The organism is Xanthomonas sp. LF07-6 (genome assembly GCF_034105445.1).
Taxonomy (GTDB): domain Bacteria; phylum Pseudomonadota; class Gammaproteobacteria; order Xanthomonadales; family Xanthomonadaceae; genus Xanthomonas_A; species Xanthomonas_A sontii.
This window is the reverse complement of sequence record NZ_JAXGGI010000001.1, coordinates 230,192-245,179: the sequence shown is the minus strand read 5'-3', so window position 1 is coordinate 245,179 and position 14,988 is coordinate 230,192. Positions and strand designations below refer to the sequence as shown.

The window sequence follows — 14,988 nt, the reverse complement described above, 5'->3', positions numbered from 1 at the left end:
AGCCCGCCGCGGTATGCTCGGCCAGGCGCGATTCCACCTGCTAGCGAGATTCCAGGTCGGCGGTAATGCCGTTCCTGCCCGCGGATCGTGCGGGCGGGGCGCTTGCTCACCCGCATCTGGCGCGCGCATGACACGAGCACACGATGCGCTGAAGCTCAATTGTAGAAGCGACTTCAGCCGCGACGCCTCACCAGTAATGCCGGTCGCGGCTGACGCCGCCTCTATGCGACAACGGCATGTCCCGCTGAGTCGCGTTGAAGCGCGTTACCAATAGTCTTCTTCAGTCGAGCAAGGCCAGCAGATCCTGATGCAGGGCCTGCGGAATCCGCACGCCTTCGCTGCGGCTGCGTTCCCGCGCCTGGTAACGGCGTTGCGACGGCAAGCGTGCCCCGGTGGCCTCGTAGGCCGCAAAAAAGGCTTCCGCACGGGCCAGGTGTGCGGCGCGGTCGGCGCCAAGAAAGCGCGCCGGATCCATGGCCAGAATCAGTTCGCCATGGTAGGGCGAAGCACCGGCGCCAGCATCGTGGGCCAGCGATTCGGCGCTGGTGAGGTCGCCGATCAGCGGCCCGGCGATCAGTTCGATCATCGCTGACAGCGCGGACCCCTTGTGCCCGCCGAAGGTCAGCATCGCGCCGCCGTCGGCGACTGCGGCCGGATCGGTGGTCGGCGCGCCCGCCGCGTCCACACCCCAGCCTTCGGGAATCGGCTGGCCGGCGCGCCGGCGCAGCTCGATCTCGCCGCGCGCTACCGCACTGGTGGCGAAGTCGAACACGAACGGCGGCGCGTCCACGCGCGGCCAGCCGAACGCCAGCGGGTTGGTGCCCAGCAGCGGCGTGCGCCCGCCGGCCGGGGTCACCCAGGCATGGCTGGGATTGCAGATCAGCGCGACCAGCCCGGTCTCGGTGATGCGCTCGACTTCCGGCCACAGCGCAGAGAAATGCACGCAATGGTTGATCGCCAGCGCCGCCAGCCCATTGCCACGGGCCTTCTCGATCAACAACGGCAGGCCGCGCTCGAACGCCAGCAGCGAGAACCCGCCGCGCGCATCGACCCGCACGATACCGGGCGCATGATCGTGCACGGCAGGCTCGGCATCGCCCACCACCTTGCCGTTGCGCAGCGTCGCCACGCAGCCGAGCGTCCGGTACAACCCGTGCGAGGCGCAGCCGTCGCGTTCGCCGGCGACGATGGTGTGGGTGAGCGCCTGCACGTGCGCCGGGCTGAAGCCGGCGTGGGTCAGGATGCGTTCGACCAGGGTGGTGGCCTGGTCCAGGGACAGGGTGATGGTGTCGCTGGCGTTCATCGAAGAGGACGGTCCGGGAATGTCATGGATTCTCGCGCTCACGGCGCTTCGTGAGAAGCCTGGGAGCGTCATGCAACCTCGAAGTTCTATCTACGTCGGCCGGTGCCGTGCATAGCGTCACCTCGCTCCGAGGCACTGTAATGATCGATCACTCAGGATTTTTCAAAAAAACAAAGCCGGCGCATGCCGGCTTCGTTCTTTTCGCGACCATCTGTCTCAGGCTTACACCGACAACTCCAACAACAACTTATTGAGCCGCCGCACATACGCCGCCGGGTCCTTCAGGCTGTCGCCAGCCGCCAACGCCGCCTGGTCGAACAGCACCTTCGCCAGATCGCCGAAGCGCTCGCCATCGGCTTCCGCATCCAGCTTCTCGATCAGCGGGTGCGCCGGGTTGAACTCGAACACCGGCTTGCTCTCCGGCAGCTTCTGGCCACTGGCTTCGAGGATCTGCCGCATCTGCAGGCCCAGGTCGCCCTGGCCGATGGCCAGGATCGCCGGGGAGTCGGTCAGGCGGTGCGAGACGCGGACTTCGGAGACGTCGTCCTTGAGCACGTTCTGGATGCGCTCGACCAGGCCCTGCTTGGCCTTGGCGGCTTCTTCCTTGGCCTGCTTCTCTTCTTCGCTGTCGAGCTTGCCCAGGTCCAGGTCGCCGCGCGCCACGTCGACGAAGGACTTGCCGTCGAACTCGGTGAGGTAGCTCATCAGCCACTCGTCGATGCGGTCGGTGAGCAGCAGCACTTCGATGCCCTTCTTGCGGAACACTTCCAGGTGCGGGCTGTCCTTGATCTGCGCGTAGCTCTCGCCGGTCAGGTAGTACAGCTTGTCCTGGCCTTCCTGCATCCGCGCCACGTAGTCGGCCAGCGAGACGTTCTGCGCGCCGTCGCTGCCGTGGGTGGAGGCGAAGCGCAGCAGGCCGGCGATCTTCTCGCGGTTGCCGAAGTCCTCGGCCGGGCCTTCCTTCAGCACCTGGCCGAAGTTCTTCCACACGCCCTGGTAGCGCTCGGCGTCGTCCTTGGCCAGCTTCTCCAGCATGTCCAGGGCGCGCTTGGTCAGCGCCGACTTCATCGAGTCGATCACCGGGCCGGACTGCAGGATTTCGCGCGAGACGTTCAGCGGCAGGTCGCTGGAATCGACGATGCCCTTGATGAAGCGCAGGTACAGCGGCAGGAACTGCTCGGCCTGGTCCATGATGAAGACGCGCTGCACGTACAGCTTGAGCCCGCGCGAGGCGTCGCGCTGGTACAGGTCGAACGGGGCGCGGCCGGGCACGTAAAGCAGCGAGGTGTACTCCAGCTTGCCCTCGACCTTGTTGTGGCTCCACGCCACCGGGTTCTCGTGGTCGTGGGCGATGTGCTTGTACAGCTCCTGGTATTCCTCGTCCTTGATCTCGGTGCGCGGACGCGTCCACAGCGCGCTGGCGCGGTTGACGGTTTCCCATTCCGGAGCCTCGGGCTTGTCCTTGTCCTCGCCGTAGTGTTCCTTATGAAACTCGATCGGCAGGGCGATGTGGTCGGAATACTTGCGCACGATGCCGCGCAGCTTCCAGCCGTCGGCGAAGTCCTTCTCGTCGTCCTTCAGGTGCAGCACGATGCGGGTGCCGCGCTCGGCCTTCTCGATGGTGGCGACCTCGAACTCGCCTTCGCCGCGCGAGGACCAGTGCACGCCTTCGCTGGCCGGCAGACCGGCGCGGCGGCTGTACACGTCGACTTGGTCGGCAACGATGAAGGCGCTGTAGAAGCCGACGCCGAACTGGCCGATCAGGTGCGAGTCCTTCTTCTGGTCGCCGGACAGGTGCTTGAGGAATTCGGAGGTGCCGGACTTGGCGATGGTGCCCAGGTGCGCGACGATCTCCTCGCGGCTCATGCCGATGCCGTTGTCGTCGATGGTGACGGTGCCGGCCTCCTTGTCGAAGCCGATGCGGATACGCAGTTGCGCGTCGCCGTCCAGCAGCTCCGGCTTGACCAGCGCCTCGAAGCGCAGCTTGTCGGCGGCGTCGGAGGCATTGGAGATCAGTTCGCGCAGGAAGATCTCCTTGTTGGAATACAGCGAATGGATCATCAGCTGCAGCAGCTGCTTGACCTCGGTCTGAAAGCCCAGGGTTTCTTTTTGGGTTTCCACGCTCATCGGTAGGTGCTCCATGAAGGATGGGCGGCCGCGCGGAGGAGGGCGCGACTCTGCCGGCCGACATGGTGGCGACCGCGGCCGGCTTCAAGCGCCTCGCCGCGCATACGCGCGACACCGCGCTGGTCTATGATCCGGACCCTGTTTCCGCGCCCGCCGCCCATGCCGTTCCTGCATTCCCCGTCCCGCCTGTCCCGGCCCCTGCGAGGCCGCCGATGAGCCGTCCCGGCGGCGGCCAGGTGCGGATCAACGGTGGGCGCTGGCGCAACACCCGGCTGCCGGTGCCGGACCTGGCCGGGCTGCGCCCGACCTCCGACCGGGTCCGCGAGACCCTGTTCAACTGGCTGCAGCCGGTGCTGCCCGGGGCGCGGGTGCTGGACCTGTTCGCCGGCAGCGGCGCGCTGGGGCTGGAGGCGGTGTCGCGCGGCGCGGCCGCTGCGGTGCTGGTCGAGCGCGATTTAGGCCAGGCGGCGCAGTTACGCGCCACGGTCGCGCGGCTGCAGGCGCAGGACCAGGTGCAGGTGGTGCAGGGCGATGCTCTGCGCTGGCTGGCCGAGGCGCCGGCCGAGGCACTGGCGGACATCGCCTTCGTCGACCCGCCGTTCGCCGCCGGGCTGTGGGACGCGGTGCTGCAGCGCCTGCCGGCGCGGCTGGCGGCCGATGCCTGGCTGTACCTCGAGTCGCCGGCCGGGCAGGCGCCCGCAGTGCCGGCGTCCTGGGCGCTGTACCGTGAGGGCGGCAGCCGCGAGGTGCGCGCTGCCCTGTACCGGCGCACCGCTGCTACACTTCCCGGCGACCTTCACGCGGTACCCGACGCATGACCGTGGCCCATAGCCGCATCGCCGTCTATCCCGGCACCTTCGATCCGATCACCAACGGCCATATCGATCTGGTCAACCGTGCCGCACCGCTGTTCGAGCAGGTGATCGTGGGCGTGGCGCAGAGCCCGTCCAAGGGGCCGACCCTGCCGCTGGACCTGCGCGTGTCGCTGGCCCGCGAAGCGCTGGCCGGGCACCGCAACGTGGAAGTGCTGGGCTTCGACACCCTGCTGGCTCATTTCGTGCGCTCGGTCGGCGGCGGCGTGCTGCTGCGCGGCCTGCGCGCGGTGTCGGACTTCGAATACGAGTTCCAGATGGCGAGCATGAACCGGCATCTGATCCCGGAGGTGGAGACCCTGTTCCTCACCCCGGCCGAGCAACACAGTTTCATTTCGTCCTCGTTGGTGCGCGAGATCGCGCGCCTGGGCGGGGACGTCTCCGGCTTCGTGCCGCCGTCGGTGGTGCAGGCGCTGGTCCAGGCCCGCCAGGCCGCCGCGCAGCGCTGAGCCGTCCACCATTCACTGACGACACAGAGGGAGCCGTTCCATGAACACCACCGCACGCGCGTTGCTGATCGCTTCGCTGGCCCTGGGCTTCACCGCCTGCAAGAAGGAAGAAGCCGCCAAGCCGGCCGCCGACGCGCAGCCCGCGCTGACCGCCCCGGCCAAGGACGACGACGCCGGCTGGAAGAAGTACCTGCAGGAAGTGGCGATCCAGAACATGGGCAACGTCACCAACAGCCCGTTCCTGTACTACCTGCCGCCGGAATCGGATCCGGAGTTCCAGGCCAAGTACGAGCGCCAGGTCGAAAGCGCCACCACCGCCATCGGCCGCGGCATCCAGCCGGGCAACATGCTGGCGTTCGGTTCCTCGGCCTCGGCCAAGATGGCCGACCTGATCGCCGCCGCCTTCGCCAAGGTCGAGGCGAACAGCATGAAGGGCGTGCGCGTGGTCTACATCGGCGCCCCGGCCGACAACGCCCGCGTCGAAGCCGTGGTCAAGCCGACCGGCGCCGACTACATCTTCGTCGAAGCCAAGTAAGCCCCGTGCGGACCGGCGCGCCGATGCGCGCCGGTTCCGCCATCCCGCGCCGCCCGCAACGGGCGGTTGCGCTGCGCAGTTCTGCTGCGTGCCGTGCCACATCGAGGTAGTTGCCCAAGCCGCCTTGCGCTGCATTGCAGCGTTCCGCGCCCCGGCGCCGCCTTCGCAGGGCCGTCCCGTCCCGATCCGGTAAACTGCCCGGGTCAGTGCCGAAGTGCGCCACATGTCCCTCAAGATCAACGAGCTCTGCGTCAACTGCGACGTCTGCGAGCCGGCCTGCCCGAATCAGGCCATCGCCATGGGCGAGACGATCTACGTGATCGACCCCGCCCGCTGTACCGAATGCGTCGGCCATTTCGACGAGCCGCAGTGCGTGGTGGTGTGCCCGGTGGAGTGCATCGACCCCGACCCGGCCATCCCGGAGACCCACGCCCAGTTGCTGGCCAAGCTGCAGCGCCTGCAGCGCGACCACCCCGAGTTGTACCCACAGGAGCCCCCCGCCGCATGAGAAGCCTCGTCCGCCGTGTCCTGCTGCTCGCCCTGGTCCTGACGCCGTCGGCGTGGGCCGAGGCGCCGGTCGCCGAAGCGACCGCCACCGCCCCGGCCGCGCACCCGCCCGGCGCCGCGATCGCCAGCGGCCATCGCCTGGCCACCGAGGCCGGCCTGCAGATCCTGCGCGAGGGCGGCAATGCCTTCGACGCCGCGGTGGCGGTGTCCTCGACGCTGTCGGTGGTCGAACCGATCAGTTCCGGCCTCGGCGGTGGCGGCTTCTTCCTGCTGCACGACGCCAAAACCGGCAAGGACGTGATGTTGGACGCGCGCGAGACCGCGCCGGAGTCGGCGACGCCGGCCGCGTTCCTGGACGCCAAGGGCGAGCTGGACCGCGATCGCTCGATCAACGGCCCATGGTCGGCCGGCATCCCCGGGCTGCCGGCGGCGCTGGTGGAACTGGCGACCAAGCACGGCCGGCTGCCGCTGCGGCAGTCGCTGGCGCCGGCGATCCGCATCGCCCGCGATGGCTTCCCGGTCTACGCGCGCATGGCCGAGGGCTACCAGTCGCGGCGCAAGGTGATGGAGCGCTATCCCGGCACCCGCGAGGTCTACCTGCGCAACGGCCGGCCGATCGCGGTGGGCGACGTGTTCAAGCAGCCGGAACTGGCCAACACGCTGCAACTGCTGGCCGACAAGGGCTTCGACGGTTTCTACCGCGGCGCCACCGCCAAGAAGCTGCTGGCCGGCGTGAAGCAGGCCGGCGGGCGCTGGACCGCGGAGGAACTGGCCGGCTACACGGTCAAGGAACGCACCCCGATCCGCTTCGACTACAAGGGCTGGACCATCACCACCGCGCCGCCGCCGTCCTCCGGCGGCATCGCCCTGGCCAGCATGCTGCAGATCCTGGAGGGCTACGACCTCAAGACCATGGACTCGGTGCACCGCGTACACCTGACCGTGGAGGCGATGCGCCGCGCCTACCGCGACCGCACCTTCTTCCTGGGCGATCCGGATTTCACCCACGTGCCGCAGCGCATCCTGCTCAGCAAGGACTATGCGGTGGGCCTGCGCTCGACGATCAACCCGGACAAGGCCACGCCCAGCGACCTGCTGTCGGGCCAGCCGACCCCGCTGGAAGACGACGAGACCACGCATTTCTCGATCATCGACGGCGAAGGCAACCGCGTCGGCGCCACCCAGACGGTCAACCTGCTGTACGGCTCTGGGCTGATCCCCAAGGGCACCGGCGTGCTGCTCAACAACGAGATGGACGATTTCGCGCTGCGTCCGGGCACGCCCAACGCCTTCGGGGTGATGGGCTACGCGGCCAACGCGCCCAAGCCGGGCAAGCGCCCGCTCAGCTCGATGTCGCCCACCTTCATGGAGAACGCGGACAAGGCGATCGTGCTCGGCACCCCGGGCGGCAGCCGCATCATCACCATGGTGCTGCTCGGCATCCTCGGCTACGACGACGGCCTCACGGCGCAGCAGGTCGCCGCGCTGCCGCGCTACCACCACCAGTGGCTGCCGGACGTGATCGAGGCCGAGACCGGCACATTCGACGCGGACACCGCGAAGGGCCTGGAAGCGATGGGGCACACGCTCAAGCTGCCTGGCGACACGGCCGAGGACGGCCACGGCTCCAGCCACGTCTGGGGCAACCTGCAGACCGTGGAATGGGACAAGCGCCGCAACGTGCTCAGCGGCGGCAGCGACCCGCGCAACGAAGTCGGCAGTGCCGAAGTGCTGCAACTGACAGCGCCGGCGCGCTGAGCAGCGCGTCGCCCGCTTTTGCGAATCCCCAATCCCCAATCCCGAATCCCCGCCATGAAACTCTGGTCCATCCAAGGCAACTCGCAAAAACTCGACGGCGGCGCGATGTTCGGCAACGCGCCCAAGGCGATGTGGCAGCAGTGGGCCGCGCCCGACGACGGCAACCGCATCGCGCTGGCCTGCCGCGCGCTGCTGGCCAGCCCGCTGGCCGGCAAGACCGTGCTGTTCGAGACCGGGATCGGCGCGTTCTTCCCGCCGGCGCTGCGCGAGCGCTACGGCGTGCAGGAGGCGCGGCACGTGCTGCTGGATTCGCTGCAGGACGCCGGCTTCGCCCATACCGACATCGACGTGGTGGTGTTGAGCCACCTGCACTTCGATCACGCCGGCGGCCTGCTGGCCGCCTACCGCGAGGGCGCGGCGCCGGAGCTGCTGTTCCCCAACGCGCAGTTCCTGGTCGGCGCGGCGCACTGGCAACGCGCGCTGCACCCGCATCCGCGCGACCGCGCCAGCTTCATCCCGGAACTGCCCGGCCTGCTCGAGGCCAGCGGCCGGCTGGAGCTGGTCGACGGCGAATATTCCCGCGCGCTCGGCGAGGCGGTGCGATTCCGTTTCAGCGACGGCCACACGCCGGGGCTGATGCTGGCCGAGATCGTCGGCCCCGGCCACGGCGAGGATGGCCAGGCACACGGCGGGGTGGCGTTCTGCGCCGACCTGATCCCGGGCCGCTCGTGGGTACACGTGCCGATCACCATGGGTTACGACCGCAACGCCGAGCTGCTGATCGACGAGAAGCGCGCATTCCTGGAAGACGCGCTGGCGCGCAACGTGCGCCTGTTCTTCACCCACGATCCGGACTGCGCGCTGGCGCAGCTCCAGCGCGATGCCAAGGGCCGTTTCGTCACTGCGCACGAAGTGCCGGCGCTGCAGGCCCGCGCACTGGCCGCCTGAGTCCGGCCTTGCGGTTTACCAGCGCAGGGCGGCGTGCGCCGGCACTGCGGCCGCGGCGCCGTCCAGCGCCACCGAAAACCCGATGGTGGTGATGCCGTCGCGGTGCTGCGCGAACACGCGCCCGCCGTGCATGCTCGCCACCGCCTTGACGATCGCCAATCCCAGGCCGTGGCTCTCGCGGCTGTTGGCGCGGGCGGCGTCGCCGCGGTAGAAGCGATCGAACAGGCGCTGCAGATGTTCCGGCGCCAGCGCCACGCTGGGATTGGAGAAGGCGATCAGTGCCTCGCCGCCGCGCTGTGCGATCTCCACCACGATCGGCGCGGCGCCGGCCGAATGCGTCGAATGCTGGATCGCGTTGTGCAGCAGGTTGGACAGCGCGCGCCGCAGCAGCGACTTCTCGACCGGCACCACCACGTCGCCGCGCATCTCCACCTGCAAGCCGGCCTCGTCCAGCAGCACCTCGAAGAACTCCACGGTCTTGCCGACTTCCTCGGCCAGCGACGCGTCCTCGCACTGGCGCGCGCGCTGGCCCTGTTCGGCGCGGGCCAGGAACAGCATGTCGGCGACGATCGCGCGCAGCCGCTCCAGTTCCTCCAGGTTCGACTGCAGTACCTGGCGCAACTGTTGCGCGTCGCGGTGGCGGGTCAGCGCCACCTGGGTCTGGCCGATCAGGCTGGCCAGCGGCGTGCGCAGTTCGTGGGCGACGTCGGCATTGAAGCTTTCCTGCTGCGCATAGGCGGCATCGAGCCGGTCGAAGGCCGCGTTCAACGAGGCGCCCAGGTCTTCCAGTTCGCGCGGCAGCCGCGGCAGGTCCAGGCGCCGCCGGTCGTGCGGGCCGATGCGCTGCGCATCGGCCGACAGCCGCTGCACCGGGCGCAGGCCGAGCTTGGCGGTCCAGTAGCCCAGCGCGCCGACCAGCGCAGTGCCGGCCAGCGTGACCAGCGCCAGGGCGATGTCGAAGCGGCGCCGGGTCAGCGCGAACGGTGCGCTGTCCATCGCCGCGATCAGCTGCACCGGCGGGCGTACCGGCGTGGCCGGCAGTGTTTGGCCGATGGCCTGCCACGATAGCGGCTGCGCGTCGGCGATGCCCAGCGCCTGCGGATCGCCGATGCGCACCAGGCCGCTGCGGCCGCGCGTGGCCGCCGCCATCGCCTCGGCGCCGCGCCCGTAGCGGAACGCCGGATCCTCGCTCCACAGCCAGAAGCGCAGGTCCGGCGCGCTGGAGACGCTTGCCAGGCGCGTGCGCGCATGTGCGGCCAGCTCCGGCGAGCGGCTGTTGATCAGCATGTACTGCACCGCGTCCATGCGTGAGCGCAGTTCCTCGCGCTGGTGGCGGCGCAGTTCGTGCTCCAGCACCTGGTGCAGCACCAGCCCGATCAGGGCGAAGCCGAGCAGCGCGGTGGCCGCGAACAGGCCGGCCAGGCGCAGCGCGATCGAGGGCCGCGCCGGCGCGCTCACCCGGCCGCGTCCTCGCGTTCTTCCAGCACGTAGCCCATGCCGCGCACGGTGTGCAGCAGCGGGGCGTCGAACGGCACGTCGATCTTGGCGCGCAGGCGCTTGATCGCCACTTCCACCACGTTGGTGTTGCTGTCGAAGTTCATGTCCCAGACCATCTCGGCGATCGCGGTTTTGGACAGGATCTCGCCCTGGTGCCGGGCCAGCACCGCCAGCAGCGCGAATTCCTTGGCGGTCAGGTCCAGCCGCTGCCGCCCGCGCATGGCTTTGCGGCTGATCATGTCGATCTGCAGCTCGCCCACGCGCAGCAGCGTGCTCTCCTGGGCACGGCCGCGCCGCGCCAGCACCTGCAGCCGCGCCAGCAGTTCGATGAAGGAGAACGGCTTGATCAGGTAGTCGTCGGCGCCCTCGCGCAGGCCCTTGACCCGGTCCTCGACGCTGTCGCGCGCGGTGAGCATGATCACCGGCGTGCTCTTCACCGAACGCAGCGAGCGCAGGATGGCGAAGCCGTCCAGGCCCGGCAGCATCGCGTCGAGCACGATCACGTCGAAGTCGTAGTGCAGGGCCAGGTGCTGGCCGTCGATGCCGTCGTAGGCCACGTCGACCGTGCAGCCCTGTTCGCTCAGTCCCTGCTGCAGGTAGTCGGCGGTCTTGCGCTCGTCCTCGACGATCAGCACCTTCATGGCTGCAGCGCCTCCGGCGCGGCAGTGCGTGCGCGACGTGCCTGGCGCCGCTGCATGTACCAGCCGTGCAGGCGGTCCAGGTACAGGTACACGATCGGCGTACTGAACAGAGTCAGCAGTTGCGACAGCAGCAGTCCGCCGACCATCGCATAGCCCAGCGGCCGCCGCAGTTCCGACCCGGCGCCGTGGCTGAGCATCAGCGGCAGGCCGCCGAGCAGTGCGCACAGGGTGGTCATCATGATCGGCCGGAAGCGCATCAGGCAGGCCTCGAAGATCGCATCGCGCGAGGACAGCCCGCGTTCGCGTTCGGCATGCAGGGCGAAGTCCACCATCATGATCCCGTTCTTCTTGACGATGCCGATCAGCAGGATGATGCCGATCATCGCAATCACGCTCAAGTCGTAGCCGCCGGCCATCAGGATCAGCAGCGCGCCGACGCCGGCCGAGGGCAGGGTGGAGAGGATGGTCAGCGGGTGGATGTAGCTCTCGTAGAGCAGGCCGAGCACGATGTAGACCGCGATCAACGCCGCCAGGATCAGGTACGGCTGGGTGCGCAGCGAGGCGCTGAACGCCTGCGCCGTGCCCTGGAAGCTGCCGCTGAGCGTGGCCGGCACCCGCAGCTGCGCCTGGGCCTGCTGGATCGCGTCCACCGCATCGCCCAGTGCCGCGCCCGGCGTCAGGTTGAAGGAGATGGTCACCGCCGGGAACTGGCCCTGGTGGCTCACCGACAGGTAGCCGGTCTTGCTGGTGTCGAGCGTGGCGAAGGTGGACAGCGGCACCTGCTTGCCGGTCAGCGGCGAGGTCAGGTACAGCCGCTGGAACAGCGACGGATCGCCCTGCAGCGCCGGCGTCACTTCCAGCACCACGTGGTAGCTGTTGAGCTGGGTGAAGTACTGCGCGACCTGGCGCTGGCCGATGGCGTCGTTGATGGTCGCGTCGATCTGCTGCGGGGTGATGCCGAAGCTGGCCGCGCGCTGGCGGTCGATGGTCAGGCTGGCGATCGGCGCGGCGTTCTGCTGGTCCGAGGCGACGTCGGTCAGTTGCGGCAGCGCCCGGAACGCCTTCAGCAGCTGCGGCGCCCAGGTGTTGAGTTCATCCAGGTTGGCGTCGGTCAGGGTGTATTGGTACTGGGTGCGGGCCAGGCGGCCGCCGACATTGATGTCCTGCCCGGCCTGCATGAACAGGGTGACGCCCTGCACGTGCGCCAGGCGTTTGCGCAGCCGCGCGATCACCTGGTCGGCGCTGGCGGTGCGGCCCGCGTCCTTGGGCTTGAGCGCGATCGAGAAGGTGCCGGAGTTGAAGGTGCTGGCGCCGGTCTGCATGCCGAAGGACAGCACGTCCGGGTCGCGGCGGATGATGTCGGCCAGTTGCAGCATGCGCGTGCGCATCGCCGCCGAGGACGAATCCTGCGCCGAATCGGCGGTGCCGGAGATGAAGCCGGTGTCCTGCTGCGGGAAGAAGCCCTTGGGCATCACCACGAACAGCGCCACGCTGGTGGCCACGGTCAGCAGGAAGCTGGCCAGGGTCAGCCGCGGATGCCGCAGCACCGTCTCCAGGCCGCGCCGGTAGGCCGCCAGCATCGCATCGAAGCCGCGCTCGAACGCGCGCGCCAGGCGTCCCTGCGCCTGCTCGGCGTGCGGCTTGAGCAGGCGCGCGCACAGCATCGGGGTCAGGGTCAGCGACACCAGCAACGACACCAGGATGGTCAGGCTCACGGTCACCGCGAACTCGCGGAACAGGCGGCCGACGATGCCGCCCATCAGCAGCAGCGGGATGAACACCGCCACCAGCGACACCGAGATCGAGACCAGGGTGAAGCCGATCTCGGCCGCACCCTGCAGCGCCGCCTGCAACGGCGCCATGCCGTCCTCGATGTGCCGGTAGATGTTCTCCAGCATCACGATGGCGTCGTCCACCACGAAGCCGACCGCGATGGTCAGGCCCATCAGCGACAGATTGTCCAGGCTGTAGCCGAGCACGTACATCAGCGCGGCGGTACCGAGGATCGCCAGCGGCACGGTCAGGCTCGGGATCAGGGTGACCACCGCGCTGCGCAGGAACACGAAGATCACCGCCACCACCAGCACGATGGACAGCAGCAGGGTGAACTCCACGTCCTTGACCGAGGCGCGGATGTTCTGCGTGCGGTCGGCGAGGATCTTGACGCTGACGCTGGGCGGGATCGAGGCCATCAGCCTGGGCAGCGCGGCCTTGACCTGGTCCACCGTGTCGATGACGTTGGCGCCGGGCTGCTTGGTGATGGCGATCATGATCGCGCGGCCATCGACGATGCCGCTGTCGGCCGGCGCGGCGGCGCCGGCGAAGCCCCACGCGGCGATCTTGGCGTTCTCCGGCCCGTCCACCGCGGTGCCGACGTCGCGCACGCGGATCGGCGCGCCGTTGCGCCAGGCCAGCACCGCGTCGTTCCAGGCCTGGCTCTGCAGCAGTTGATCGTTGGTGGAGACAGTGAAGGCCTGGCGCGCGCCATCGATCGAGCCGGTGGCCGCGTTCACCGTGGTGGTGGCGATCACCGAGCGGATGTCCTCCAGGCTCAGGCCAAGCGCCGCCAGCTTGGCCGGATCCACCTGCACGCGCACCGCCGGCTTCTGCGCACCGTACAGGTTGACCAGGCCGACCCCGGAGATGCGCGAGATCTGCTGCGCGAGCACGTTGTCGGCGTAGTCGTTGACCTGGGTCAGCGGCAACACCCGCGACTGCACCGCCAGGATCAGCGACGCCGATTCGGCCGGGTTGATCTTGCGGAAGCTCGGTGCGCTCGGCAGCCCGCTCGGCAACTGCCCGGACGCGGCGTTGATCGCGGTCTGCACATCGAGCGCGGCGGCGTCGATGTTGCGGTCCAGGTCGAACTGCAGCGTCACCTGGGTCGAGCCGAGCGCGCTGGTCGAGGTCATCTGGCTCAGGCCTGGGATCAGCGACAGCTGCCGCTCCAGTGGCTGCGCCACGTTCGAGGCCATGGTCTGCGGGCTGGCGCCGGGCAGGCTGGCCGAAACCTGGATGGTGGGGAAATCGACCTGCGGCAACGGCGCCACCGGCAGCAGCGGCCAGGCCACCAGGCCCAGCAACAGCAGCGCCATGGCCAGCAGCGAGGTGCCGATCGGGCGTTTGATGAAGGCCGCCGAGACGCTCACGCGTGCGCTCCCGCCGCGGCCGGTTTGGCGTGCCTGGCCGGCTTGGCCTCCACCACCTTCGCCCCCGGATGCAGCCGGTACTGCCCATCCACCACCACACGCTGGCCGGCCTGCAGGCCCTGGCCGATCACGCTCTCGCCATCGGCCTCGTCCAGCACCTGCACCGGTTGGTCGCGCACGCTGCCGTCGCTGCCGACCACGTACACGAACTCGCCGTCCTGGCTGCGCTGCACGGCCGCGCTCGGCACCACCAGCGCGCCGCTGCGCATGCCCAGGGTGATGCGCGCATCCACCGTCTGCCCCGGCCACAGCGTGTGCCCGGAATTGGGGAAGTGCGCCTTCATCGCGATGGTGCCGGTGCTGGTGTCGATCTGGTTGTTGAGCAGGGCCAGCGTGCCGTGCGCCAGCACCTGTCCGCTGCCGTGCTCGACCGCGTCCACGCCCACGCTGGCCGGCGCGGCCTGCAGTGCGCGGTTGATCTGCTGGAACGTGCTTTCCGGCAGGGTGAACTGCACGGCGATCGGGTCGATCTGGTTCAGCACCACCAGGCCGCCGGCATCGCTGGCGTGGACGATGTTGCCCGGATCCACCAGGCGCGCGCCGGCGCGGCCGTCGATCGGCGCGCGGATGGTGGTGAAGTCCAGTTGCACCCGTGCGTTGTCGATCGCCGCCGCATCGCTCTGCAGGGTGGCGCGCAGTTGCGTCACCAGCGCCTTCTGCGTGTCCAGGGTCTGGCGGGTGGTGGCGTTGTCCTGCAGCAGTTGCTGGTAGCGCTGCAGGTCGGCCTGCGCATTGCCCAACTGCGCCTTGTCCTTGGCCAGTTGCGCGGTGGCCGCGGCCAGTTGCGCCTGGTCGATGCGCGGATCCAGTCGCGCCAGCACCTGCCCGGCCTTGACGTCCTGGCCTTCGCTGAAGCCCACGGCGATCAGTTGCCCGTCGATGCGCGAGTGCACGGTCACCGAGGCGATCGGCAGCACCGTGCCGATCCCGGTCTGGCGGATCGGCACGTCCTTGCGCAGCACCGGCGCGCTGGTCACCGGCACCGGCGGCGTGGCCTTGGTCGGTGCGTGGCGCGGGCGCAACCACACCGCCAGCAGCAGCGCGACCAGCACTGCGGCGGCGACGAATGGCCAGCGCCGCCGCGGCATGGCATGGCGCGGTGGCGGATCGGCGGGGCGGATGGGCGCGGCGGTGGACATGGG

12 protein-coding genes are annotated in these 14,988 nt (G+C 69.3%); 6 read left to right on the top strand and 6 right to left on the bottom strand.

The genetic code is table 11. The features are described from left to right. Positions 1-280 precede the first annotated feature (280 nt). Both SLW56_RS01010 and htpG read right to left on the bottom strand, forming a co-directional pair. Positions 281-1,303, bottom strand: a complete 1,023-nt coding sequence (locus SLW56_RS01010; RefSeq protein ID WP_320694225.1) for an Ldh family oxidoreductase — start codon at positions 1,301-1,303, stop codon at positions 281-283. Positions 1,304-1,525: 222 nt separating this feature from the next. After that, positions 1,526-3,430: a molecular chaperone HtpG gene (gene htpG / locus SLW56_RS01005; protein WP_320694224.1), complete on the bottom strand. Its 1,905-nt coding sequence runs from the start codon at positions 3,428-3,430 to the stop codon at positions 1,526-1,528. Between the two features lie 212 nt (positions 3,431-3,642). Between htpG and rsmD the strand changes: the two genes are divergently transcribed. The 6 genes from rsmD to SLW56_RS00975 all read left to right on the top strand — a co-directional run bounded on the left by rsmD (position 3,643) and on the right by SLW56_RS00975 (position 8,499). Continuing rightward, on the top strand, positions 3,643-4,248 hold the full coding sequence (gene rsmD, locus SLW56_RS01000; RefSeq protein WP_267084809.1) for a 16S rRNA (guanine(966)-N(2))-methyltransferase RsmD: 606 nt from the start codon (positions 3,643-3,645) through the stop codon (positions 4,246-4,248). Next, positions 4,245-4,751, top strand: coding sequence for a pantetheine-phosphate adenylyltransferase (gene coaD, locus SLW56_RS00995; RefSeq protein ID WP_010342036.1), 507 nt, complete (start codon positions 4,245-4,247; stop codon positions 4,749-4,751). The genes rsmD and coaD overlap by 4 nt, the downstream gene beginning before the upstream one ends. Before the next feature lie 40 nt (positions 4,752-4,791). Further along, positions 4,792-5,286, top strand: coding sequence for a hypothetical protein (locus tag SLW56_RS00990; RefSeq protein WP_010342035.1), 495 nt, complete (start codon positions 4,792-4,794; stop codon positions 5,284-5,286). Between the two features lie 223 nt (positions 5,287-5,509). Next, positions 5,510-5,794: a YfhL family 4Fe-4S dicluster ferredoxin gene (locus SLW56_RS00985; RefSeq protein ID WP_017908325.1), complete on the top strand. Its 285-nt coding sequence runs from the start codon at positions 5,510-5,512 to the stop codon at positions 5,792-5,794. Further along, a complete protein-coding gene (gene ggt / locus SLW56_RS00980) occupies positions 5,791-7,551 on the top strand; it encodes a gamma-glutamyltransferase (RefSeq protein ID WP_320694223.1) in 1,761 nt (586 codons plus the stop codon). Before SLW56_RS00985 ends, ggt begins: the two co-directional genes overlap by 4 nt. A 54-nt stretch (positions 7,552-7,605) precedes the next feature. Then, entirely contained in the window at positions 7,606-8,499 is an 894-nt protein-coding gene (locus SLW56_RS00975; RefSeq protein ID WP_320694222.1) for an MBL fold metallo-hydrolase, read from the top strand. Between the two features lie 15 nt (positions 8,500-8,514). On the opposite strand, the gene SLW56_RS00970 is transcribed toward SLW56_RS00975, so the two are convergent. The 4 genes from SLW56_RS00970 to SLW56_RS00955 are packed head-to-tail and all read right to left on the bottom strand — an operon-like array spanning position 8,515 to position 14,985. After that, entirely contained in the window at positions 8,515-9,957 is a 1,443-nt protein-coding gene (locus tag SLW56_RS00970) for a heavy metal sensor histidine kinase (RefSeq protein ID WP_320694221.1), read from the bottom strand. Then, positions 9,954-10,637, bottom strand: coding sequence for a heavy metal response regulator transcription factor (locus tag SLW56_RS00965; protein WP_017917576.1), 684 nt, complete (start codon positions 10,635-10,637; stop codon positions 9,954-9,956). The genes SLW56_RS00970 and SLW56_RS00965 overlap by 4 nt, the downstream gene beginning before the upstream one ends. Continuing rightward, complete coding sequence (locus SLW56_RS00960) at positions 10,634-13,786, bottom strand: efflux RND transporter permease subunit (RefSeq protein WP_320694220.1); 3,153 nt, start codon at positions 13,784-13,786, stop codon at positions 10,634-10,636. The genes SLW56_RS00965 and SLW56_RS00960 overlap by 4 nt, the downstream gene beginning before the upstream one ends. Beyond that, positions 13,783-14,985 carry an efflux RND transporter periplasmic adaptor subunit gene (locus tag SLW56_RS00955; protein ID WP_320694219.1) on the bottom strand — a complete coding sequence of 401 codons (1,203 nt, stop codon included), beginning with the start codon at positions 14,983-14,985 and terminating at the stop codon, positions 13,783-13,785. Before SLW56_RS00955 ends, SLW56_RS00960 begins: the two co-directional genes overlap by 4 nt. Positions 14,986-14,988: the final 3 nt, after the last annotated feature.